Source organism: Micromonospora sp. NBC_00362 (assembly GCF_026342155.1).
Taxonomy (GTDB): domain Bacteria; phylum Actinomycetota; class Actinomycetes; order Mycobacteriales; family Micromonosporaceae; genus Micromonospora; species Micromonospora hortensis.
The window spans coordinates 2081827-2105453 of record NZ_JAPENH010000001.1; the positions used below are offsets into that span (position 1 = coordinate 2081827).

Consider the following 23627-nt stretch of genomic DNA (forward strand, 5'->3'; position numbering starts at 1 on the left):
TCCGGCGGCCCGCGAGCGGTGCGTGGATCAGAAGACGCTGACGCCGTAGCGGCTGAGCGCCTCGGTGACCGGCTGGAAGAAGGTCGTGCCACCGGTGCGGCAGTTGCCGCTACCACCGGAGGTCAGACCCAGGGCGGTGCCGCCGGCGAACAGCGAGCCGCCGCTGTCGCCCGGCTCGGCGCAGACGTTGGTGCGGATCAGACCGGAGACCGAGCCCTCGGCGTAGTTCACAGTGGCGTTGGTCGCGTTCACCGAGCCGCTGCGCAGGCCGGTGGTGCTGCCGGAGCGCTGCACCGACTGGCCCACGGAGGCGTTGCCGGCGCCGGTGATGTCCCGGAAGCTGCCGTTGTAGAGGGAGACGTTACCGGCGGCGTTGGCCGAGTTGTTGTGCCGCACGATGCCGTAGTCGTTGCCCGGGAAGCTGGTGCCGGTACGGGAGCCGAGCAGCGAGGTCTGGGCGGAGTTCGAGTACCAGCTGGCCGAGATGTTGGTGCAGTGCCCGGCCGTCAGGAAGTAGTAGGTGCTGCCACTGCGCACGTTGAAGCCGAGCGAGCAACGCCCGCCCCCGCCGGCGTAGATGGCCTGGCCGCCGGAGATCCGGGTGCTCAGCACGCCCGCCTCGGCCTCGACCCGGACCGCTCCGTTGGCCCGCGCGGCGGCGGCCTTGACCCGCTCCAGCTTGGCACCGGTGACGGTGCTGTCGACGGAGACGACGACCTGGTTGGTGACCGGGTCACTCCACCAGGCGGTGCCCGGGATCTTGGCGGAGCGCTCCAGCTCGGCCGTGGCCCGGTTGAGCTCGGCGGCGCCGCGGGTGACGTAGCGGACGACGGCGCCGGCCTTGCTCGCCTTGCTGGCGGCGGCCGCGTCGGTCACGGTGACGACGGACTTGCCGCTGGCGTCGATGTACGAGCCGGCGGAGCGGTCGCCGAGTTCCGCGGAGATCGCGGCGGCGCTGTCGGGCGACGCGGCGGGAGCGGCCTGAGCCGGCGCGCCGATGAGCGAGCCGACAACCAGGGTTCCGGAAACGGCGACTGTGGCCGCAACGCGGAATGAGGACCTCGTGGGTCGCATGTAACAAACCTCCTGGGCGGGGGAGCGGGTCTGCCGGGGGCGGCTGACCCGAGGGCAACCCGGCCGATCTGGGGAAACCGGCCTGGTGAAACTGAAGTATTCACATACTTAAGATCATTAACAAGGCTTGGATTCGCCCGGATTCACCGATGTCGGTTGGTCGCACGGCCGCAACACCCCCGACACGCTGGTGAACAGCCACCGTCACACCCAACCGACACCCGCCACACTTTCGACGCGCACGGTCATCGATGTCTTCCCGACCCGGGTGTCGGGTGTACCGCCGCACGCCGAAGGGCACGGCCGGGCCGGAGCGTGCGGCGGCCGCCGCGCGTCAGGGAGTGCGGCGGGCTCGGATCAGGAGGTACGGCGACGGGCGCCGGGGCCCGGACTGGGCACCACGTCGCGGGGCCGACCCACGTCGTGCCCGTCGGCGCAGCGCAGCTCGGCGCGCACCTCCGCGCCGCAGTCGCGGTGCGTGACACTGAGCGGCGGGCCCTCCGCGTCGGCGAGGTACCGGTCCCCCCAACCGAGGACGGCGACCAGCACCGGCCACAGATCCAAGCCCTTCTCCGTGAGCCGGTACTCGTGGCGCAGCCGACTGCCGGGCTCCCGGTACGGCTCGCGACTCAGCACACCCTGCTCCACCAGGCTGGCGAGCCGGTTGGTCAGCACCTGGCGCGGAATACCGGTGCGCACCCGCATGTCGTCGAAGCGGCGTACGCCGGTGAACACCTCGCGGAGCACCACCAGGGTCCACCGCTCACCGAGGACCTCCATCGCGCGGGCGATGGTGCAGTTCTCCACTGACCAGTCAAGAGCCGCGGGTCGCATCCGACCAGGCTAGATCCCGTTGACAGACTCAGCAACCTGCTGCCAGGCTGCGTCCATGACGCAGACGCAGGAACCAGTGCGCAGCCGCACCTTCACCTGGGCGGACCCGTCGGTCAACGCCGCCCAGGTCGGTCGACGCAGCGGCCTGGACATGCTCCGGGCGATGATCGCCGGCGAGCTAGCCGCGCCGCCGGTGATGCACCTTCTCGACATGAGCAGGATGGAAGCCGACGAGGGCCGGGTCGTCGTCGAGCTGACTCCACAGGAGTTCCACTACAACCCGCTCGGCAGCGTCCACGGTGGCGTGCTCTCGACAGTGCTGGACACCGCCGCGGGGTGCGCCGTGCACACCACGCTGCCCGCCGGCGTCGGCTACACCTCGCTGGACCTCAACGTGAAGTTCCTCCGCCCGGTCACCGTCGACAGCGGCACCCTGCGCTGCGAGGGGACGGTGCTGCAACGCGGCCGCCGTACGGCGCTGGCCGAGGCCCGCATCACCGACACCACCGACCGCCTGATAGCCCACGCCACCAGCACCTGCCTCCTGTTCCCCCTCCCCCCACCCCTCCCCTAACCCCGACTCCCGCCCCGCCCCCTCCCCCGGCCCCCGCTGCGGTGATCAAGAGGTTTGCGTCAGGAAACCGGCCTCCGGTGACCGAAACCTCTTGATCAACGCGAGCAAGGCGGGTGGGGGGGTGGGGTGGGTGGGGGGTGGGGTGGGTGGGTGGGGGGTGGGGTGGGTTAGCGCAGGGTGGGTTAGCGGAGGGCTAGGCGGGCGGCTCGGGCGTCGCGCTTCTCCTCGAAGCGGCTCGCGGCGCGGTCCAGGTTCTCCAGCTGGGCGGCGAGCTGCTCGCGGGCGGCCTCGCCGTCGGCGTTGAGGCCGGTCACGTTGAAGACGTCCCACTGACGCAGGACCGGCTGCAGCACCTCGTCGCGGTGCTGGCGCAGGTCGTAGATGCCGGCCAGGGCGATCGCCACCGACTTGCGGGCGAACCCGTCGATGCCGCTGCCGGGCATTTGGAAGTCGGCCACCACGTCGGCGACGGCCCGCATGGCCTGGCTCGGAGCCAGCTCGAACGCGGCCGCGAGCAGGTTGCGGTAGAAGACCATGTGCAGGTTCTCGTCGGCGGCCACCCGGGCCAGCAGCGCCTCGCAGGTGGGGTCGCCGGTGGCCTTGCCGGTGTTGCGGTGCGAGATCCGGGTGGCCAACTCCTGGAACGAGACGTACGCCAGCGAGTGCAGCACCTCGTCGCCGTGGGCGTTGGTGTAGCCCTCCGACATGTGCGTCATCCGGGCCCGCTCCAACGCCACCGGGTCGACAGCCCGGCTGACGGTCAGGTAGTCGCGGATCGCGACGCCGTGCCGACCCTCCTCGGCGGTCCACCGGTGCACCCAGGTGCCCCACGCGCCGTCGCGACCGAACAGGGTGGCGATCTCGTGGTGGTACGAGGGCAGATTGTCCTCGGTCAGCAGGTTCACGATGAGCGCGGTGCGGGCCACGTCCGGGATGGTGGAGTCGGTCGGTGACCACGCCTCGCCGCCGAGCGGCCCGTCGAAGGTCCGCCCCTCGCTCCACGGCACGTACTCGTGCGGGAACCACTCCTTGGCGAGCGAGAGGTGGCGGTCCAGGTTGCGTGCGACAACCGGCTCCAACTCGACGAGCAGCGCGGTCTGGCTCACTGTGGTGCTGACGGTCACGAGAAACTCCCTACGGTGGCGTAACTTACGCTACCGTAGGTCCCCGCGGCCGTCAGCGCCAGTGGGGACACTCAACCGACAGTGGGTTTGAGGTCTCCCAGGGGTGGCGTCCACTCCCCCGCACCGGCCGTGACCTGCTCACCGGAGCGGATGTCCTTCACCTCGTCCGGCGCTCCGTCGGCACCGGGGAACCAGACGTACGGGATGCCGCGCCGCTCGGCGTAGCGGATCTGCTTGCCGAACTTCGCCGCGCTCGGCGACACCTCGGTCGGCACCCCGCGCCGCCGCAGCGCCTCGGCCACCCGGTTGCTGGCAGTGCGGTGCTCCTCGCTGGTCACCGCGACGAGCACGGCGGTCGGCACCTCCCGCGAGACCGACAGCTCCCCCGCCCCGAAGAGCAGCCCGAGCAGCCGGGTCACGCCGATCGAGATCCCCACCCCCGGGTACGAGACGGCGCCGGCGCTGGCCAGGTTGTCGTACCGGCCGCCGGAGCAGATCGAGCCGAAGCGCTCGTAGCCGCGCAGTTGGGTCTCGTAGACGGTGCCCGTGTAGTAATCCAGCCCACGGGCGATGCGCAGGTCCGCCACGCAGAGGCCGGGCGAGTGCTCCGCGGCGGTGTCCACCACCCGGACCAGTTCCTCGATGCCCTCGTCGAGCAGCGGGTCGCTCACCCCGAGCGCCCGGACGGCGTCGGCGAACGAGGCGTCCGGGGCGGAGATCTCGGCCAACGCCAGGCACGCCTTGGCCTGCGCCTCGCTCGCCCCGGCGGTCTGGGCCAGCAGCTCGGCCACCTTCGCCGGGCCGATCTTGTCCAGCTTGTCGACGGCCCGCAGCGCCGCCTCCGGGTCGGTCAGCCCGATGCCCCGGTAGAAGCCCTCGCAGATCTTGCGGTTGTTGACCTGGATCGTCACCGGTGGGATCGGCAACGAGCGCAGCGCGTCCCCGATGACCAGCGGCATCTCCGCCTCGTGGTGCGCGGCCAGGGTGTCCCGGTCGACGATGTCGATGTCGGCCTGGACGAACTCCCGGTAACGGCCCTCCTGCGGCCGCTCGCCCCGCCACACCTTCTGGATCTGGTAGCGACGGAACGGGAAGCTCAGCTTGCCGGCGTTCTCCAACACGTACCGGGCGAACGGCACTGTCAGGTCGAAGTGCAGGCCGAGCTGGTCGTCACCACCGGCACCCTCGGCGTCGGCGTGCAGCCGCCGGATCACGTAGACCTCCTTCGAGGTCTCGCCCTTGCGCAGCAGCTGGTCCAGCGGCTCCACGGCGCGGGTCTCCAGCGGCGCGAAACCGTACAGCTCGAAGGTGGCCCGGATCTTGTCGAGCACGAACTGCTCGATCATCCGCTGGCCGGGGGTCCACTCCGGGAAGCCGGAGATGGGCGTGGGCTTGCTCATCGGCGTACTCCTTGCGGTGCCGCGCCGTGGCGCGGTGGTGTCGTGGGTCCGCGCGCGGCGCGGACGGAAGATCTAGAGGCCCCGGGTGGGAGCGGCCGGCGACGTGCCAGCCACCTCGATGAGGTACGGGTTGCTGGCGCGCTCGCGGCCGATGGTGGTGCTGGGGCCGTGGCCGGGCAGCACGACGGTGTCGTCGGCCAGCGGAAGAATCTTGTCGCGCAGGCTGGTGAGCATGGCCGGCATGCTCCCGCCCGGCAGGTCGGTGCGGCCGATCGACCCGGCGAAGAGGACGTCACCGGAGAGGCACAGCTCGTCAGCCTCCCAGCTCGACCCGGCGCCCGGCAGCCGGAACAGCACCGACCCGCCGGTATGGCCCGGGGCATGGTCGACGGCGATCTCCAGGCCGGCGAGCGTGAGGGTGGCGCCGTCGGTCAACTCCGCCACGTCCTCCGGCTCGGTGTAGCTCAACCGGCCGCCGAAGAGCGACGTCAGATCGGTCGAGAGGCCCTTGGACGGGTCGGCCAGCATCTCCCGGTCACCGGGGTGCACGTACGCGGTGATGCCGCGCGCACCGCAGACCGGCGCGACCGAGAAGGTGTGGTCGAGGTGGCCGTGGGTGAGCAGCACGGCGGCCGGATGCAGGCGGTGCTCGGCGAGCAGCGCGTCGAGCTGGTCGAGCACCCCGATGCCGGGGTCGACCACCACGCACTGCTCCCCCGGCGCGGTGGCAACCACGTAGCAGTTGGTGCCGAAGGCGTCCGCGGGAAAGCCGGCCACGAGCACGGGCGCTGTCCTTTCCGTCGAGCAGCTGTCGTCCTGCACAGCAGCCTATCGGGCGCGCCGAGCGAGTTTGCCGCGTCCGTCCCACGGGTCCCGCACGGCACAGTGACAACCTCCGATAAGCGCTGCTCGGAACGGGGTGGACCTCGTACACCACATTCTCAGTGACTAGCCGTACACTCTGGCGGGCGTGTGGCGCGGCACACGTGACGCCCGGACGGGCCGGGGCGACCGGCCGCCGGCGACGACCAGGTAGAGGAAAGGGGAGCACGAGTGGCTTCCAGCAGGGACCGGCAGCGCAAACTGGCGCGGGCCAAGCTCGACCGGCAGTTGGCTCGCCGGGCCGCCTCGACGCGGCGCCGACGGCAGATCCAGGCCGGAGTTGGCGCCGCTCTGATCCTCGTGTTGGTAGTGGCCGGCTCAGCCTGGGCGCTCGGGGCGTTCGACTCCGACCCGAAGCAGAACACGGCCGCGGAGGACACCTGCCTCTGGACGCCGCAGGACGCGACGGCAAACACCAATCTCAAGGACGTCGGCACTCCGGCCACCAAGGATCTGCCCACCGACGGCACCCGGGCGATGACGGTGACCACCAACCAGGGCGCTCCGATCACCACGGAACTGAACCTGACCAACTCTCCGTGCGCGGCGGCGAGCATCGCCCACCTGGCGAGCAGGTCGTTCTACGACAACACCAAGTGCCACGAGATCACCGCCGAGGGCGCGCTGCGTTGCGGCGACCCCAGCGGCACGGGTCTTGGCGGGCCGACCTACTCGTTCTACGACGAGGAGGTGCCGACCGTGCCGTCGGCGTCGCCGTCGGCCAGTCCGGCCCCCGGGCAGCCCCCGACCTACCCGAAGGGCACGGTGACGATGGTCTCCAACCCGCCGGGCAGCAACGGCAGCCAGTTCCTGATCTTCTTCAAGGACTTCACCACCGCCGACCCGAAGTACCCGGTCATCGGCCGGGTGACCGGCGGGCTGGACGTGGTGGAGAAGATCGGCGCCCTCCCGACCGTGGACAATGGGACCGGGGCGAAGATCAAGCCCAGCACCGATGTGACGATCCAGAGCCTCACGGTCGGTGAGCCGGTCACCGGTGCGGCACCGGCTCCCTCGGCCTCCGGCACCCCGGCCAGCAGCCCGAGCGCCGGCTGACCGGACGCCACCACCCACCCAAGCGGCACCCAGCAGCAAACAGCCAGGAGGATCCAGGCGTGACGTCCACCAGAGAGCGGCAGCGCGCGGCGGCACGCGCCCGGCTCGAGAAGGAGATGGCCGAGCGTGCGGCCAAGGCCCGCAAGCGCCGGCAGACGACGGCGATCGTCAGCGCGGCTGCCGCGCTGGTGCTCGTGGTCGCCGGCACCGTCTGGCTGGCGGTGAGCCTCGGCGGCGACGACGACGACAAGAGCGACACCGCCGCGCCGGCGGCGGGCGCGGCCGAGTGCGTGTACAACGCGGTGCCCACCGAGCAGCGGCCCCCGCAGATCAAGGACGTGGGTTCGCCGAGCAACCAGCAGTCCGCCAAGGGCGTCCAGACCATGACGATCGACACCAACCTCGGCCCGATCACCGCCAAGGTCGACAGGTCGCTGGTGCCGTGCACGGCGGGCAGTTTCACCCACCTCGCGGAGAAGAACTTCTTCGACAACACCAAGTGCCACCGCCTGGTGACCGAGGGCATCAAGGTGTTGCAGTGCGGTGACCCCAGCGCCACCGGCAACGGCTGGCGCCCCACCGACGGCCAGGGCGGCCCGAGCTACCGCCTGCCCGAGGAGAACCTGCCCACCGACAAGCGCCCGCCGTACCCGGAGGGTGTCATCGCGATGGCTAACTCCGGTCAGCCGGGCAGCACCGGCAGCCAGTTCTTCATCGTCTACGGCGACTCGCCCCTGGACCCGGCGTACACGGTGCTGGGCACCATCACCGGCGGCCTGGACCTGGTCAAGGACGTGGCCAAGGCCGGCGACGACGGGGCGTTCGCCCAGCAGGCCGGCGGCGGCCACCCGAAGAAGGAGGTCATCATCAAGGACCTCACGATGAGCAACCCGCAGGGCTGACCCCCCGCGCGCACGACGAAGCGCCCGCCGGCTGAGCCGGCGGGCGCTGTCGCGTTCTCGGGGTACGCGTCGAGCCGCGGAACTGACCCGGTGGGTGTCAGGCCCCGGAGGTGACCCGGTAGGCGTCGAAGACGCCGTCGACCTTGCGAACCGTGGCCAGCAGGTGGCCGAGGTGCTTCGGGTCGGCCATCTCGAAGCTGAACCGGCTCACGGCCACCCGGTCACGGGTGGTGGTGACGGTGGCGGAGAGGATGTTGACCCGCTCGTCGGAGAGCACCCGGGTGACGTCGGCCAGCAGCTTGTGCCGGTCCAGGGCCTCGACCTGGATGGCGACCAGGAACGTCGAGGCGGAGGTGAGCTTCCAACTCACCTCGACGACCCGCTCGCTCTGCGCGCGCAGGTCCTCGGCGTTGGCGCAGTCGTCGCGGTGCACGCTCACCCCGCCGGAGCGGGTGACGAAGCCGAACACCGAGTCCGGTGGGACCGGTGTGCAGCAGCGGGCCAGCTTGATCCAGACGTCGCTGACGCCCCGGACCACCACGCCCGGGTCGCTGCTGCTCTGCCGGCTGCGCGGCGGTCGGGTGGCGACGGCGGTCTCGGCGATGTCCTCCGCCGCGCCCTCCTCGCCGCCGTACGCGGCCATCAGCTTCTGCACCACCGACTGGGCGGAGACCTGGCTGTCGCCGACCGCCGCGTAGAGCGAGGCCACATCGGCCAGGTGCAGGTCGCGGGCGATCGACATCAACGCGTCGGAGGTGAGCATCCGCTGCAACGGCATGCCCTGCTTGCGCATCGCCTTGACGATCGCGTCCTTGCCGGCCTCGATCGCCTCCTCGCGCCGCTCCTTGTTGAAGTACTGCCGGATCTTCGTCCGGGCGCGCGGGCTCTTGACGAAGCCCAGCCAGTCCTGCGTGGGGCCGGCCGTCTCGGACTTCGACGTGAAGATCTCGATCACGTCGCCGTTGGACAGCGTCGACTCCAGCGGCACCAGCTTGCCGTTGACCCGCGCCCCGATGCACTTGTGCCCGACCTCGGTGTGCACCGCGTACGCGAAGTCCACGGGTGTCGACCCGGTCGGCAGCGGGATGACGTCACCCTTCGGGGTGAAGACGTACACCTCCTGGCTGGACAGGTCGAAGCGCAGCGCGTCGAGGAACTCGCTCGGGTCGGCCGCCTCCCGTTGCCAGTCGAGCAACTGCCGCAGCCAGGTCATCTCGTCGATGTGCGCGGGCGGGCCGACGATCTGAGTGCCCTTGTGCTCCTTGTACTTCCAGTGCGCGGCGATGCCGAACTCCGCGGTGCGGTGCATCGCGTACGTGCGGATCTGCATCTCCACCGGCTTGCCGGTGGGCCCGATGACAGTCGTGTGCAACGACTGGTACATGTTGAACTTGGGCATCGCGATGTAGTCCTTGAACCGGCCCGGCACCGGCTGCCAGTTGGCGTGGATGACCCCCAGCGCCGCGTAGCAGTCGCGAACCGTGTCGACCAGGATCCGCACACCGACCAGGTCGTAGATGTCGTTGAAGTCGCGACCCCGCACGATCATCTTCTGGTAGATCGAGTAGAGGTGCTTCGGCCGCCCGGTGGTCTCCGCCTTGATCTTGGCGGCCTTCAGGTCGGTCTGCACCTTCTGCGTCACCTGCCGCAGCAGCGCCTCACGCTGCGGCTGGTGCTCCCCGATGAGCCGGTTGATCTCCTCGTAGCGCTTCGGGAAGAGCGTGCCGAAGGACAGGTCCTCCAGCTCCCACTTGATCGTGTTCATACCGAGCCGGTGCGCCAGCGGCGCCAGGATCTCCAGCGTCTCCTTGGCCTTCTGCTCCTGCTTGGGGCGGGGCAGGAAGGTCAGGGTGCGCATGTTGTGCAACCGGTCGGCCAGCTTGATCACCAGCACCCGCGGGTCCTTGGCCATGGCCACGACCATCTTGCGGATCGTCTCGGCCTTCGCCGCGTCGCCCAGCTTGACCTTGTCGAGCTTGGTGACGCCGTCGACCAGCAGGGCGACCTCGCCACCGAAGTCGGCCCGCATCTGGTCGAGGGTGTACTCGGTGTCCTCGATGGTGTCGTGCAGCAGTGCGGCGACCAGTGTGGTGGTGTCCATCCCCAGGTTGCCGAGGATGGTCGCCACCGCGAGCGGGTGGGTGATGTAGGGGTCACCGGACTTGCGGTACTGCCCGGAGTGCCACCGCGCTGCCGTGTCGAAGGCGCGCTGGAGCAGCCGGGCGTCCGCCTTGGGGTGGTTGTCCCGGTGGCTGGCGATGAGCGGCTCCAGCACCTCGCTGACCTGGGAGGTCTGCCAGGGCGCGTTGAACCGGGCCAGCCTGGCCCGGACCCGCCGACCGGTGGGCGCGTTGGACAGCCCGAAGCCACCGCTGGGCGACGGGTCGATGCCCGCGTCGGTCGGGAACGGCACCACGACGCCATCGGCGCCGGGGGACGCCTCGGCGCTCGGCGGGCCGCTGGTCGGACGCACCGCGCTCTCGCCGGGAGCCCGGCCGGAGCCGTTGCCGGTGCCCGTCACCCGGGCCGGCGCGTCGCCTGTCCGGTCGGTCACCGAGCCGTCAGCGTCGCCTGTCGGGTGCACCGTGCCCTCCGCCGGAGGGACGACATCGTGGGACACCGGCCTCCTCACCGCTCGCCGGAAACACGCCGGCCGAAGATCGGCCGGCCTGGTCTCGCTCGCCGGACGGGATACCGCCGGCGTCAGCAAAGGGCAATGCTACCCGCACGGACGGCCCCCTGCCGCTCCGCCGGACGGTCGGCGCCGGGTCCATCCGACGGGTCCCGGATCAAACGGTCAGCAGAGTATCGACCGGTTCAAACGGTCAACAGGGCGTGCACAGGACGCGGCGCCAGTCGCTCGCGCCCGCCCAGAAAGCCGAGCTCCAACAGCACCGTGAAGCCGGTGACGGTGCCGCCGGCCCGCTCGACCAGGTCCAGTGTCGCCTCGGCGGTGCCACCGGTGGCCAGCACGTCGTCGACCACCAGGACCCGGTGCCCGGCGGTGAAGGCGTCCTCGTGCACTTCGAGGGTGGCCTCGCCGTACTCCAGCTCGTAGGAGACCGAGTGCGCCGGGCGGGGCAGCTTGCCGGCCTTCCGCACCGGCACCACGCCCACCCCGGTCGCGTACGCGATGGCCGCCGCCACGACGAACCCGCGCGCCTCGATGCCGACCACCACGTCGAAGGCGTCCCGCCCGTGGTACGCGACGATCCCGTCGATCACCTCACGGAAGACCTTGCCGTCGGCGAACAGTGGCATCAGGTCCTTGAACATGACGCCGGGCTTGGGGAAGTCGGGCACGTCCAGCACCCGACTGGCGACCAGTCGGGCGACCTCCGGGCCACTGTCCCCGCGCGCTGCGGTGCTGTGGGTCTCCGTCACGGCTGTTTCGCTCTCCTTCGACGACGAACGGCGTCCGGCAACAGCATGCCGGACGCCGTTCGGGTGTTTCCTGTCGGGTCAGCGCCGCTTGGCGCCACCCGGCCGGTTGCCGCCGCCACCCGGGCGACCGCCCCGGGCGCCGGTGGGCCGCTTGCCCGTCGGCCGAGCGCCCACCTTGGGGGCGGCACCGGCCAACGCGGCGGCGTCCTGGTCGACCGGCTCGTCGGTCGCGTCGGCCTGGGCCACCGGGCTCGCGGCAGCACCCTTACCGGTGACCTCGCCGCGGCCGACAGCGCCCCGCCGGGTCAGGACGCGCTTGTTGTGCGCCTGGATCCGCGGGTCGTAGTTCTTCAGCAGCGCCAGCAGCGGGGTGGCCACCAGGATGGAGGTCAGGAACGCCACCGCCATACCGACGAACAGCACCAGACCGAGGTCCTTCAGCGTGCCGGCGCCGAGCAGGCCGGCACCGATGAAGAGCAGACCGCCGACCGGCAGCAGGGCGACCACCGAGGTGTTCAACGACCGCATCAGGCTCTGGTTGATGGCCAGGTTGGACGCCTCGGCGTACGTCTGGTTGTTGTTGGCGGTGATGCCCCGGGTGTTCTCCTGGACCTTGTCGAAGACCACCACCACGTCGTAGAGCGCGAAGCCCAGGATGGTGAGGAAGCCGATGATCGTCGACGGGGTGACCTCGAAGCCGACCAGCGAGTAGATGCCGGCGGTGAGGATCAGGTTGGTGATCAGCGAGGCGACAGCGGCCACTGCCATCCGCCACTCGAAGCGCAGGATCAGGTAGACCATCACCAGCGCGATGAAGATGACCAGACCGAGTACGGCACGCTCGGTCACCTGGCTGCCCCAGGCCTCACTGACCTGGTTGTCGCTGATCTGGTCGGCGCTGATGCCGAGGTCCTCGGCGATCTGGGCCTTGACCGCGGTGGCCTGCTCGGCGGTGAGCTGCGGCGTGCGCAGCTCGTAGGAGTCGCCGCCCGGGCCGCCGACCTTCTGCGTGGTGGCCACCGTGACGCCGGTGTTCTCGGCGGCGAGGGCCGAGTTGACCTCACGCTCGGCGTCGTCCAGGGTGCCGACGCTGGCCGGCACCTGGAACGAGTTACCGCCGGCGAACTCGATGCCCAGGCTGAACCCACGGATCGAGAAGCTGAGGATCGCGATCAGGACCAGGAGCCCGGCGACGCCGAACCAGAGCTTGCGTCGACCGACGATGTTGAGACCGGCCTCGCCGTTGTAGAGGCGGCTCGCCAGACCGTTTTCAGCCATCTCAGGCCTCCTTGGCGCGCGGGTTGCGGGGCTGAGTCGGCTGGTTGCGGGCCGGCAGTGCCCGGCCCAGACCGCTGACCCGCGGGGACAGGAACGCCTGGGTCCGGGCGAACATCGTCATGATCGGGTGCCGGAAGAGGAAGACCACCACCAGGTCCAGCACGGTGGCCAGGCCCAGCGCGAACGCGAAGCCCTTGACCGTGCCGACCGAGACCACGTAGAGCACCACAGCGGAGAGCAGGGTGATCGCGTTGGCCGAGATGATCGTCCGACGGGCCCGGATCCAGGCGCGGGGCACCGCGCTACGCGGGCTGCGACCCTCCCGGATCTCGTCTTTCAGTCGTTCGAAGTAGATGACGAACGAGTCCGCCGCCACACCGAGCGAGACGATCATTCCGGCGATGCCGGCGAGGGTGAGCGTGAAGCCGATCTGCCGGCCGAGCACCACCAGCGCGCCGAAGACCAGCAGCGCGGAGAGGATGAGGCTCAGGAAGATCACCGAGCCGAGCAGCCGGTAGTAGAAGAACGCGTAGATGATGACCAGCAGCATGCCGATGCCCGCCGCGAGCAGACCGGCGCGCAGGTGGCTGGCACCCAGCGTGGCGGTGACGTTCTGCGCCTCCTGCTGCTCGAAGGTCACCGGCAGTGCGCCGTAGCGGAGCTGACCGGCGAGGGTGCTGGCGTCCTTCTGGGTGAAGGTGCCGGTGATCTGGGAGTTGCCGGTCAGCACGCCCTGGATCTCCGGGGAGGAGACGATCTTGTTGTCCAGTACGACGGCCACTCGGCACTTGCCGTCCTGGCCCAGCGCTGTCGCGTCGCAGGCCTGGCCCTCGTTGTTGAACGCCTCACGGGTCAGCGAGGTCCACTTGCCCTGGCCGTCCCCAGTGAAGTCCAGGCTGACCACCCAGGCGTTGGTCTGGTCGAGCACCGCGTCGGCGTCGGACACGTCGGTGCCCTCGACCTTGGCCTGGTCGAGCAGGTACTTCGACGCGCCGTCCTCGCAGGAGACCACCTGCTGCTTCGGGTCGGAGATCGACGCCGGGGGGCGCTGGTCGAGCTGCGTGCAGCCGATCGTCGGCACGTTGAACTGCATCTGCGCCGGCAGCACCGCCACCTCCTGCGGAGACAGCGTGCCGAACGGCTTGAGCTTCTCGGCCAGCGACGGGTCGGCGGTCAGATCGGCCGGGGCCTGCAACCCGTTGGCGGCCTGCCACGCGGCGGCGCCGACCTTCTGCTCGACGACCTTGCGCTGCTGCTCGACACTGGCCGGCACCGGTTCGGCGCTGGCGCTGGGCGCGGCGGCGCTCGGCGAGGCCGTGGCGGACGCGGAGGGGGTCGGTGTGGCGCTGGGCGACGCCGGGGCCATTCCGCCCTGACCGCCGCTGGGCGACGAGGTCACCTTCGGCGAGGCGCTGCCCGTCGGGGTCGGGGTCGCGCTGCCGGTCGGGGTCGCGCTACCGGACGGGGCCGGCGTGGCGGCGGGCGGCACGGCGGCCGTCCCACTGCCGTCGGCGCCCTTGAGCACCTTGCGGAAGCGCAGCTCAGCCGCTTCGCCCACGTCGTCGAGGTTCCGGTTCTCACCGGGCAGGGAGATGACGATGTTGCGGTTGCCCTCGGTGACCACCTCGGCCTCGGCCACGCCGAACGCGTTGACCCGGCTCTCGATGATCTCGCGGGCCTCCTCGAGGTTCTCCGCCGTCGGGGGCTTGCCGTCGACGCTGTTGGTCGCCTCCAGTGTCACCCGCGTGCCGCCGATGAGGTCCAGGCCGAGCTTGGGCTCGAGCCGGTCCTTCCAGCTGCCGCTGGCGCCAGCGAAGAACACCAAAAGATAGAGGACCACGAAGATGAACCCGAGCACGGCGAGCTGCCGCCCGGGGCGCATCTGTCCCTGAGGTGGTGCCACGGCTGTCCTGTCTCCCTGTACGGTCGCGCCGCTGTCGCAGCGGCGGCGGTGTCGGGCCGGGGGTCCTGCCCGACGGGGTCTGCCTTGAGCCGACGGAGTGCCGACACGAGGACCGGGCACCCCGGCGCGGAACGCCGACGGTCACGGGAACGTGCCGACGCCCGGCGTCGACCCAACTATCCAGTTTTCACGTCTCGCCCGCTGCCCCGTTCGGGCGCGACGACCCGGAAGTCGGCCGACCGGCCGTACGCCGCAATCGCCGCTCCCGAGGGGAGGGGTCAGTCCTTGACGGTGTCCGCGTCCTCGGTGACCGGCTCGCTCGGCAGCTCCGCGCGGGTGACCACCCGCGCGATGGCCGGACGGGCGTAGCGGGTCTGCACGCCCGGGGCGACCTCGATCAGGACGGTGTCGTCCTCGATGCCGGTGACCGTGCCGTAGAGCCCACCGATGGTCACGACCTCGTCGCCAGGGCCGAGGTTGGACTGCATCGCCTCCGCCTCTTTGCGGCGCTTCTGCTGGGGCCGGATCATCATGAAGTACATGACACCGAAGAGCAGGGCGATCATCAGGATCGGCGTGATACCGCCGGCCCCGCCACCCGCTGCTGCCAATTGCACGGTTACTGACCTTCCCATTGGCCACCTGCCCGGCACCGGGGTGCCGGAGCGGAGGCGGATTCTCACGTCCTGTACAGACCGCGGCGAAGTCTAAACCCTGCACCTGAGAACGCCGAATGCGGCACAGATCACGTTCACATCACGGCTGATCGACATCCAAGGAGAACAAGTCGGGCACAGGCGGACTATCCGCACCAAATGTACCATTCGGCGGCGTGCGCCCCAGATGCCGCCAGGCGGCCTCGGTCGCCACCCGACCCCTGGGCGTACGGGCCAACAGCCCGGCCCGCACCAGGAACGGCTCGCAGACCTCCTCGACAGTGTCCGGCTGCTCCCCCACCGCCACGGCGAGGGTGGACAACCCGACCGGACCGCCCCGGAACGAGTCGACCAGCGCGGTCAACACCGCGCGGTCCAGCCGGTCCAGGCCGAGCGCGTCCACGTCGTACACGATCAGGGCCGCGCGGGCGGTGTCGAGGTCGACCACCCCGTCCGCCCGGACCTCGGCGTAGTCGCGGACCCGGCGCAGCAGCCGGTTCGCGATCCGTGGCGTGCCCCGGGACCGACCGGCGATCTCGACAGCGCCCTCCGGGGTGATCGGCACCCCCAGGATCCGCGCCGAACGGTGCAGCAGCGTCTCCAGATCCGCCGGGGCGTAGAAGTCGAGGTGCGCCACGAAGCCGAACCGGTCCCGCATCGGCCCGGTCAACAGGCCCGAGCGGGTCGTCGCGCCGACGAGGGTGAACGGCTCGACGTCCAGCGGGATCGCCGTCGCCCCCGGCCCCTTGCCCACCACCACGTCGACCCGGAAGTCCTCCATCGCGCTGTACAGCAACTCCTCGGCCGGCCGCGCGATCCGGTGGATCTCGTCGATGAAGAGCACGTCGCCCTCGGCGAGGCTGGTCAGGATCGCCGCCAGATCACCGGAACGCTCGATCGCCGGGCCGCTGGTCACCCGGATGCCCGCGCCCAGCTCGGCGGCGACGATGTTGGCCAGGCTCGTCTTGCCCAACCCGGGCGGGCCGGAGAGCAGGATGTGATCCGGCGGCGACCCTCGCCGCATCGCGCCCTGCAACAACAGGTCGAGCTGGTCGCGCACCCGGTCCTGGGCGATGAACTCGGCCAGCCGCCTCGGCCGTACCGTGGCCTCCGCGTCACGGTCGGCGTCGCTGACGTACGCCGAGACGAGCCCCTCGGTCTCGCTCATCGTGCCCTCTTCATTCGCGACTGCGAGGCTCGCAAATCCGGCTCACTCCTCGCGCTCATCGCCCCGCCGCCCGTTGCGGCCGGGCGGTCATCGGGTACGGCCCAGCAGTCGGATGGCCTGCTTGAGCAGGACCGGCACCGGCGGGGTCTCACCCTCGATCGACTCCGCCACCGCGGCGACAGCCTGATCGGCCTGCCCGGCCGTCCAGCCCAGCCCCACCAGCGCCTGCCGGACCTGGTCGGGCCAGCTGCCGCGGGTCACCCCGGCCGCCCCGTCGGCGCCGATCGGCACCGGGCCGATCCGGTCGCGTAGCTCCAGCACCAGGCGTTCCGCGCCCTTCTTGCCGATCCCGGGTACGCGGGTCAGGGCGGCCGTGTCGGCGTTGGCGATCGCCTTGCGCACCGCGTCCGGGGTGTGCACCGCCAGCACCGCCTGGGCCAGCCGCGGGCCGACCCCACTGGCGGTCTGGAGCAGCTCGAACAGTGACTTGGCGTCGTCGTCCGCGAAGCCGTAGAGGGTCAGCGAGTCTTCCCGCACGATCAAGCTGGTGGCGAGCCGGGCGACCTGGCCGACCCGCAGCTCCGCGAGGGTTCCCGGGGCGCAGTGCACAGCGAGCCCGACCCCGCCGACCTCGATCACGGCCTGGTCCGGACCCGTCGCGGTCACCGTGCCGCGCACGCTGGCGATCATCGCGCTCCTCCTCGTCGTGCCCGGTCCGCCGCGGCGGCGATCTTGGACCGGGTCCCGCCGCGCCACACGTGGCAGATGGCCAGGGCCAGCGCGTCGGCGGCGTCCGCCGGCTTCGGCGGCTCGGCCAGTCGCAACAACCGGGTCACCATGGCGGTCATCTGCGCCTTGTCGGCCTGACCGGACCCGGTCACGGCGGCCTTCACCTCGCTCGGGGTGTACGTCTGCACCGGCAGCCCGGCCCGCGCCCCGGCCAGCACGGCGATGCCACTGGCCTGCGCGGTGCCCATCACGGTACGAACGTTGTGCTGGCTGAACACCCGCTCGACGGCGACGCTCTCCGGTTGGTGCTCGGCGACCAGCTTGTTCAGCGACCGGTCCAGGTGCAACAGGCGCAACGCCAGGTCGTCGGCCGGGTCGGTGTAGACCACGTAGTAGGCGACCAGGGTGCAGGGCCGGCCGGGCACACCCTCGACCACGCCCACCCCACACCGGGTCAACCCCGGGTCCACACCGAGCACGCGCACGCCGCCCCCTCCCCAGCCGTCAGCAGTACGTGTGTTCGACACCCTAACCGGCGCCGTTCCCACCAGCCCCACGGGACACGCCCTCCGCACCCCGCCCCCACGCCCCACGACGCCCTCGGCCGTCAAGATCTCGCTCGATCCTGGATGTAGTGGCCACGACTAGCCGGGATGCCACTACATCCAGGATGTTGCGCGATCTTGCAGCGCGAGGCGCGGCGGCACCAGGAGTGGTGGGACCGCGGCGCGGCGGTGGGGCGGGAGCGGGGTGGGGTGGGAGCGACGGCGGGGTGGGAGCGGAGCGGGTGGCGGGGGCGGGTGGGGCCACACAGCTTTGGTACGGAGTATGTGTCGCTGGCCCATGTGCCGGGGAGCACACAGCTCGTAACTTCTTGCGCCATGACGGCAGAACCCGTGGTGGTCCCCCACGTCGTACAGGTCGACCTCTCCGGTCGGACCGCCCTGGTGACCGGGGGCGGCGGCGGCATCGGGCGGGCGTGTGCCCTGCGGCTGGGCGCGGCCGGCGCCAAGGTGCTCGTGGTGGACCGCAACCTGGAGGCGGCCAAGGCGGTGGCCGCCGAGGCGGGTGGCCGGGCCGAGGGCGTGGACCTGTCCGACGCCGCGGCGGTGGATTCGCTCGACGTGGACGTGGACATCGTGGTGAACAACGCGGGGCTTCAGCACGTCGCGCCGTTGCAGGACTTTCCCGTCGAGCGTTTCGAGTACATCCAGCGGGTGATGGTGGAGGCGCCGTTCCTGCTGATCCGCCGGGCGCTGCCGCACATGTACGCCCGGGGCTGGGGGCGGATCGTCAACATCTCCTCGGTGCACGGGTTGCGTGCCTCGCCGTACAAGGCGGCCTACGTCTCGGCGAAGCACGCCCTGGAGGGGCTGTCGAAGGTGGTCGCGTTGGAGGGCGCCGCGCACGGGGTCACCGCCAACTGCATCAACCCGGCGTACGTGCGTACCGCGCTGGTGGAGAGCCAGATCGCCGACCAGGCTGCCAGTCACGGCATCGACGAGGCCGAGGTGATCGAGAAGATCATGCTGGCCCGGGCCGCGATCAAACGGTTGATCGAGCCGGAGGAGGTGGCCGAGCTGCTGGCGTACCTCTGCTCGCCGCCGGCGGCGTTCATCACCGGGGCGTCGATCGCCCTCGACGGGGGCTGGACGGCCAACTAGTGGGGCTGAGCACAATGTCGACCATGTCTTCGCCGGTGGAGTTCCTGGAGCTGCTCGCCCGAGAGGCCGCGGCGGTCGAGTTCGAGGGGCCGCTGGTGGCCGCGCGGGCCGCCGGGCTGCCGCCGGACCGGCTGGCCGAGTTGGAGCAGGCCAAGTCGGTGGCGTTGCGGGTCCGGGCGCTGCTGGAGCGTCGCCGCCGCCGGGAGAGCGAGCTGTCCGGCCTGTACGACACTGTCAGCGACCTGGCTGGGCTGCGCGATCTGGACGACGTGTTGCGGGCGATCGTGCACCGGGCCCGTCACCTGCTCGGCGCGGACGTGGCGTACATGACGCTCAACGACGACGAACGTGGCGACACCTACATGCGGGTGACCGACGGCTCGGTCTCGGCCCGTTTCCAGCGGCTGCGCCTGCCGATGGGCGCTGGTCTCGGTGGCCTGGTGGCCCAGTCCGGCGCCCCGTATGTCACCGCCAACTACGGCGAGGACGCGCGCTTCCACCACACCGGCGAGATCGACGCCGGGGTGGGCGAGGAGGGTCTGGTGGCGATCCTGGGGGTGCCGCTGCGGCTCGGCTCGACCTCGATCGGGGTGCTCTACGCGGCCAACCGTTCGGCCCGGCCGTTCGTCCGGGAGGAGGTGGCGCTGCTGGTGTCGCTGGCCGCGCACGCCGCGGTGGCGATCGACACCGCCCGGCTGCTGACCGAGACCCGTTCGGCGTTGGCCGAGTTGTCGGCGGCGAACACCACCATCCGGGCGCACAGCAGCTCGGTGGAGCGGGCCGCGGCGGCACACGACCGGATGACAGCGCTGGTGCTGCGCGGCGGTGGCGTGGAGGACGTGGCGGCCGCGGTGACCGAGGTGCTGGGCGGCGCGCTGCTGGCGTTGGACGCCGAGGGTCGCCTGCTGGCCCGGGTGGGTGAGATCGAGGAGCCGGACCGCGCGGACATCGTCGAGGCGGTGGCCGCGTCCCGGACCGAGGGGCGCAGCGTACGCCGGGGTCCGCTCTGGTACGCGGCGGTGGTGGCCGGCGCGGAGAATTTGGGTGCCCTGGTGCTGCGCCCGGACGACGAGTTGGTCGACGCCGACCAGCGCATCCTGGAGCGGGCGGCGTTGGTGACAGCGCTGCTGCTGCTGTTCCGCCGGACGGTCGCGGAGGCGGAGGGGCGGGTGCGTGGCGAGTTGCTGGACGACCTGATCGCCCGCCCGCTGCGCGACACCGACGCGCTGCGCAGTCGGGCCCGCCGGCTCGGGGTGGACCTGGACGCGCCGCACGTGCTGGTGGCGGTGGGCGACGACGCGATCGCCGCGACCGGCTCGGCTCGGCAGCGGGTGCTCTCCTGGGCCACCACGTACGCGTCGGCGCGCGGCGGGCTGGCCGCGGCGCGCGACGGCCGGGTGGTTTTGATGTTGCCGGGGTTGGACGCGGGCGGCAGCGCCCGCGCGGTGGCCCGGGACCTGTCCCGGGTGACAGGTCGACCGGTGACCGCCGGGGCGAGTGGCCCGTCGGACACACCGGCGGCGCTGGCCCGGACGTTCCAGGAGGCGGACCGGTGCCTGACGGCGTTGGGCGCGCTGGGCCGTGCCGGGCAGGGCGCGAGCACTGTGGAGTTGGGCTTCGTCGGGTTGTTGCTGGGCACTGTCGGTGACCGGGGTGAGAAGGACGTGACCGAGTTCCTCGGCGCCACCGTCGGGCCGGTCCTCGACTACGACGCCCGGCGCGGCACGGCTCTGGTGAAGACGCTGGAGGCGTACTTCGGGGTGGGCGGCAGCCTGGCCCGGGCCGCCGAGCAACTGCACGTGCACGTCAACACGGTGACCCAGCGGTTGGAGCGGGTCGGGCAGTTGCTCGGCGTCGACTGGCAGCGGCCCGAGCGGGCGTTGGAGGTGCAGCTCGCGCTGCGCCTGCACCGACTGCGGGCGCCGGCCGGCTGACCGAAGCCGGCCGGCGGCACTAACGCCGCCGACCGGGCACTCGGCGTCAGCGGGCCTGGATGCCTTCCAGCACGGCGTCGACGACCCGCTCGGGGAGGGTCTGCTCGTCCAGGTCCGGGTTCCACTGGAGCACCCGCTGGATCAGCATCGGCCCGGTGAGCAGCGCCATCGTCACCTCGACGTCGATGTCGGCCCGGAGCACCCCCTCGTCGATGCCGCGCCGCAGCACCTCGCGCATCAACTGCCGTCGGGGCGAGATGATGTTCTGGTAGAGCTGGAACTGGTCGGCGCTGCGGTTCACGGCGGGCGCCAGGCAGGGCATGATCTTGGCCGCTCGCGGGTCGACGTTCTTGCCGATCGCGCCGACCAGCAGCACCAGGTCGTCGCGGACGGAGTGACCCGCCGGCTGGGCCAGGACGCCCTTGAGGCGGCGCAACGCGTCCAGCAGCAACGCGTCCTTGCCGGCCCAGCGGCGGTAGATGGTGGCCTTGCCGACCCCGGCCCGGGTGGCGATCGCCTCGATCGAGAGCGCCTCGATGGTGCTGCCCTCGGCGAGCAGGTCGAGGGTGGCCTCGATGATCGCCTCGTCGGCGCGGAGGCTCCGCGGTCGACCGGGCGACCGCGGAGCATCGGCAGTGGACGTCATGTCCGCCATCCTCCCCGAACCTATGCCGTGCCGGCCAGCTCAGGCTCGGCGACCGGCACCGCCGGGGCGACGCTCGTGTCCTCCTTGCCCGGCATCCAGCGCAGCACCACGATGATCCCGAGTGCGGCGATCACCGCGGAGAGCCCGGCCGCCCAGTGCATGGCGGTGACGAAGGCGTCGTTGGCCGCCGAGATCAGCGCCGGCGCCGCCGGCCCGAGCTGGCCCGCCGCCGCGTACGCACCGGAGATCGACTCGTTGGCCGCGTCCTGGGCCTGCGTGGGCAGACCGGTCAGCGCGTCACCGATGTCGCTGCGGTAGACGGCGGAGAGCACCGAGCCGAGGATGGCCACGCCGAGTGCGCCGGCCACCTGGCGGATGGTGTTGCTGACCGCGGAGCCCACCCCGGCCTTCTCCCGGGGCAGCGCCGACATGATCGACTCGGTGGCCGGCGGCATGATGTTGGCCATCCCGGCGCCCTGGATGAGGAAGACGAGCAGCACGATCCAGATCGGGGTGGAGGCGCCGATGAAGACGAACGCGCCGAGTGACACCACTGTCAGCACCAACCCGACGGTGGCGACGGCCTTGCCGCCGTAGCGACGGACCATCGCCGCGCTGCGCGGCGCGAAGACCAGCTGGGCGCCGGCGAAGGGCAGGAAGAGCAGGCCGGTCTGCAACGGGCTGTAGTCGCGCACGAGTTGCAGGTAGAACGAGCCGAAGAACATCGAGCCCATCGCGGCGAAGAACACCAGGCCGACGATGGCGACCGGCGCGGCGAACCGGGGCACCTTGAACAGTCGGACGTCCAGCGACGGGTGGTCGCTGCGCCGCTCGTGCTGGACGAACCAGGCCAGCACCGCGACGCCGAGCAGGATCGAGCCCCAGGCCACCGGGCGGCCGAAGCCGTGCTCGCCGCCGTCGATGATGCCGTAGGAGAGGGCTACCAGGCCGACCACGGAGAGCAGCACGCCGAGCACGTCGATCCGACCGGGCCGCGGGTCACGCGACTCGGGGACCAGCAGCGCGACCAGAACCACGCCCGCGACGACCACCGGCACGTTGATCAGGAAGACCGAGCCCCACCAGAAGTGCTCCAGCAGCGCGCCGCCGAGGATCGGGCCGATCGCCACGGCGAGACCGACAGCGCCGGCCCAGACCCCGATGGCCCGACCACGCTCGCGCGGGTCGAAGACGTTGGAGATGATCGACAAGGTCACCGGCATGATGGCCGCGCCGCCGACCCCCATCAGGGCGCGGGCCGCGATGAGCTGTCCGGGGCTCTGGGCGTACGCGGAGAGCAGCGACGCCAGGCCGAACAGCACCAGACCGATCATCAGGAAGCGCTTGCGACCGGCGCGGTCGCCGAGCACCCCGAAGGTGAACAGCAGCCCGGCGAAGACGAGCGTGTAGGAGTTGATGGACCACTCCAGCTCGCCCTGGCTGGCGCCGAGACCGTGCACCGGGTCGGCCAGGGTGCGCAGGGCGACGTTGAGGATCGTGTTGTCGAGGACGACCACGAGGAGGCTGATCACCAGCACCCCCAGGATCGCCCACCGCCTCGGGTGTCCGGTGTTGTTGTGCAGCTCCATGCCGTGCTTTCCCCCCACGCTGGTCACCCGCGACGAAATACGATACGGGTCAGACTCGTAACGTGGGTCAGCCTACGACGGGTATTAACGATACGGCACCGATCCGTATCGTATGTGGTGGGCATCACGCCCGGGCGCGACCGCCAGGCAGGCGTCGACGGCCTCCGTCAACGTGCCGAGACGGACCGCCGGACCGCCGAGCGGCTCGATCCAGCCGGGCCCCGCGCCGTACACCCGAAGGAGCGGAAAGTCCCGGGCGAAGCGCACCAGGCGGTACGCGCGGCCGGTGAGCGGCGTCTGCGACCAGAGCACGACGGTGCGCGGGCGGGCCCGGTACACCGCGCTGGTGAGCGCGGACCAGGGCAGCGCCGGGCCGAGGTTCAGGCAGCCGCGGCCCTGCTCGCGCAGCGCGGCGGCGAGCGCCAGCAGACCCAGGCTGTGCGCCTCCTTCTCGGCGCCGGCCAGCAGCACCCCGCCGGTGGGCAGTGGCCGACCCGGCTCCCGGCGGTACGCGTCCAACCCGACCCGGACGCCCTCGAAGAGCGCGTGCTCGACGACGATCTCGACGGCGCTACGCCCCGACAGCCGGGCCAGCAGCGGACGGCAGACCTGCTCCCAGAGCGCCGGCACGCCCCACGCCTCGACCACCTCCAGCACCAGCGTCGCGACAGCGTTGGCGTCCAGGTCCTCGGCCGCCAGCGAAACCTGCTTGTGCGCGATCTCCACGGCCTCCGCCGGCATCGGATCGGTCAGCACCAGACGTACCCCCGGGTAGACGTTCTCTACCCGGGGGTTCGCTCGAAGGGCGCGTGGCGGATGCGCCGTCGTGG

The 23627-nt window shown here is 71.2% G+C and carries 21 protein-coding genes; 5 read left to right on the forward strand and 16 right to left on the reverse strand.

The genetic code is table 11. From position 1 onward, the window contains the following. Positions 1 to 27: 27 nt before the first annotated feature. The gene (locus tag OG992_RS09535; protein WP_238683013.1) at positions 28 to 1074 is read right to left on the reverse strand and encodes a S1 family peptidase; all 1047 of its coding nucleotides are present in this window, start codon (positions 1072 to 1074) and stop codon (positions 28 to 30) included. Between the two features lie 357 nt (positions 1075 to 1431). Continuing rightward, positions 1432 to 1908, reverse strand: coding sequence for a helix-turn-helix domain-containing protein (locus tag OG992_RS09540; RefSeq protein ID WP_266303012.1), 477 nt, complete (start codon positions 1906 to 1908; stop codon positions 1432 to 1434). Between the two features lie 55 nt (positions 1909 to 1963). Here OG992_RS09540 and OG992_RS09545 point away from each other — a divergent pair, with 55 nt between their 5' ends. After that, complete coding sequence (locus tag OG992_RS09545) at positions 1964 to 2482, forward strand: PaaI family thioesterase (RefSeq protein ID WP_266303013.1); 519 nt, start codon at positions 1964 to 1966, stop codon at positions 2480 to 2482. A 182-nt stretch (positions 2483 to 2664) separates the two neighbouring features. Here OG992_RS09545 and OG992_RS09550 read toward each other — a convergent pair whose 3' ends face one another. From OG992_RS09550 to OG992_RS09560, 3 genes are all read right to left on the reverse strand, one after another. Continuing rightward, positions 2665 to 3606 (reverse strand): acyl-ACP desaturase, encoded by a 942-nt coding sequence (locus OG992_RS09550; protein WP_181518646.1) that lies wholly within the window; start codon positions 3604 to 3606, stop codon positions 2665 to 2667. 71 nt (positions 3607 to 3677) lie between these two features. Then, complete coding sequence (gene hisS, locus OG992_RS09555) at positions 3678 to 5006, reverse strand: histidine--tRNA ligase (RefSeq protein WP_266303014.1); 1329 nt, start codon at positions 5004 to 5006, stop codon at positions 3678 to 3680. Between the two features lie 72 nt (positions 5007 to 5078). Continuing rightward, positions 5079 to 5789 carry an MBL fold metallo-hydrolase gene (locus OG992_RS09560; protein ID WP_030488361.1) on the reverse strand — a complete coding sequence of 237 codons (711 nt, stop codon included), beginning with the start codon at positions 5787 to 5789 and terminating at the stop codon, positions 5079 to 5081. Between the two features lie 270 nt (positions 5790 to 6059). Between OG992_RS09560 and OG992_RS09565 the strand changes: the two genes are divergently transcribed. Together OG992_RS09565 and OG992_RS09570 are read left to right on the forward strand one after the other, a co-directional pair. Continuing rightward, positions 6060 to 6944 (forward strand): peptidylprolyl isomerase, encoded by an 885-nt coding sequence (locus OG992_RS09565; RefSeq protein ID WP_238683009.1) that lies wholly within the window; start codon positions 6060 to 6062, stop codon positions 6942 to 6944. A 59-nt stretch (positions 6945 to 7003) separates the two neighbouring features. Beyond that, entirely contained in the window at positions 7004 to 7846 is an 843-nt protein-coding gene (locus OG992_RS09570) for a peptidylprolyl isomerase (RefSeq protein ID WP_238683008.1), read from the forward strand. 97 nt (positions 7847 to 7943) lie between these two features. Here the strand turns inward: OG992_RS09570 and OG992_RS09575 are convergent, their stop codons facing one another. From OG992_RS09575 to ruvC, 8 genes are all read right to left on the reverse strand, one after another. Next, entirely contained in the window at positions 7944 to 10466 is a 2523-nt protein-coding gene (locus OG992_RS09575) for a bifunctional (p)ppGpp synthetase/guanosine-3',5'-bis(diphosphate) 3'-pyrophosphohydrolase (protein ID WP_112584552.1), read from the reverse strand. A 197-nt stretch (positions 10467 to 10663) separates the two neighbouring features. Continuing rightward, positions 10664 to 11230, reverse strand: coding sequence for an adenine phosphoribosyltransferase (locus OG992_RS09580; protein WP_238683007.1), 567 nt, complete (start codon positions 11228 to 11230; stop codon positions 10664 to 10666). 78 nt (positions 11231 to 11308) lie between these two features. Then, positions 11309 to 12508: a protein translocase subunit SecF gene (secF, locus tag OG992_RS09585; RefSeq protein WP_238683006.1), complete on the reverse strand. Its 1200-nt coding sequence runs from the start codon at positions 12506 to 12508 to the stop codon at positions 11309 to 11311. A gap of 1 nt (position 12509) precedes the next feature. Continuing rightward, positions 12510 to 14411 (reverse strand): protein translocase subunit SecD, encoded by a 1902-nt coding sequence (gene secD / locus OG992_RS09590; RefSeq protein WP_238683005.1) that lies wholly within the window; start codon positions 14409 to 14411, stop codon positions 12510 to 12512. A gap of 278 nt (positions 14412 to 14689) precedes the next feature. Further along, complete coding sequence (gene yajC, locus OG992_RS09595) at positions 14690 to 15028, reverse strand: preprotein translocase subunit YajC (RefSeq protein ID WP_266303015.1); 339 nt, start codon at positions 15026 to 15028, stop codon at positions 14690 to 14692. Between the two features lie 139 nt (positions 15029 to 15167). Next, on the reverse strand, positions 15168 to 16235 hold the full coding sequence (ruvB, locus tag OG992_RS09600) for a Holliday junction branch migration DNA helicase RuvB (protein WP_238683003.1): 1068 nt from the start codon (positions 16233 to 16235) through the stop codon (positions 15168 to 15170). Positions 16236 to 16322: 87 nt separating this feature from the next. Then, complete coding sequence (gene ruvA / locus OG992_RS09605) at positions 16323 to 16925, reverse strand: Holliday junction branch migration protein RuvA (RefSeq protein ID WP_210784947.1); 603 nt, start codon at positions 16923 to 16925, stop codon at positions 16323 to 16325. Next, positions 16922 to 17449, reverse strand: coding sequence for a crossover junction endodeoxyribonuclease RuvC (ruvC, locus tag OG992_RS09610; protein WP_091401816.1), 528 nt, complete (start codon positions 17447 to 17449; stop codon positions 16922 to 16924). The genes ruvA and ruvC overlap by 4 nt, the downstream gene beginning before the upstream one ends. Before the next feature lie 396 nt (positions 17450 to 17845). Here ruvC and OG992_RS09615 point away from each other — a divergent pair, with 396 nt between their 5' ends. Together OG992_RS09615 and OG992_RS09620 are read left to right on the forward strand one after the other, a co-directional pair. Further along, on the forward strand, positions 17846 to 18628 hold the full coding sequence (locus tag OG992_RS09615) for a 3-hydroxybutyrate dehydrogenase (RefSeq protein WP_124817383.1): 783 nt from the start codon (positions 17846 to 17848) through the stop codon (positions 18626 to 18628). A 14-nt stretch (positions 18629 to 18642) separates the two neighbouring features. Then, a complete protein-coding gene (locus OG992_RS09620; protein WP_266303016.1) occupies positions 18643 to 20562 on the forward strand; it encodes a helix-turn-helix domain-containing protein in 1920 nt (639 codons plus the stop codon). 46 nt (positions 20563 to 20608) lie between these two features. On the opposite strand, the gene OG992_RS09625 is transcribed toward OG992_RS09620, so the two are convergent. The 3 genes from OG992_RS09625 to OG992_RS09635 form a co-directional block, all read right to left on the reverse strand. Further along, positions 20609 to 21217: a TetR/AcrR family transcriptional regulator gene (locus OG992_RS09625; protein ID WP_238683001.1), complete on the reverse strand. Its 609-nt coding sequence runs from the start codon at positions 21215 to 21217 to the stop codon at positions 20609 to 20611. Positions 21218 to 21228: 11 nt separating this feature from the next. Then, positions 21229 to 22797 carry an MFS transporter gene (locus tag OG992_RS09630; protein ID WP_238683032.1) on the reverse strand — a complete coding sequence of 523 codons (1569 nt, stop codon included), beginning with the start codon at positions 22795 to 22797 and terminating at the stop codon, positions 21229 to 21231. Between the two features lie 84 nt (positions 22798 to 22881). After that, positions 22882 to 23553: a transcriptional regulator gene (locus OG992_RS09635; protein ID WP_266303017.1), complete on the reverse strand. Its 672-nt coding sequence runs from the start codon at positions 23551 to 23553 to the stop codon at positions 22882 to 22884. Between the last annotated feature and the right edge of the window lie 74 nt (positions 23554 to 23627).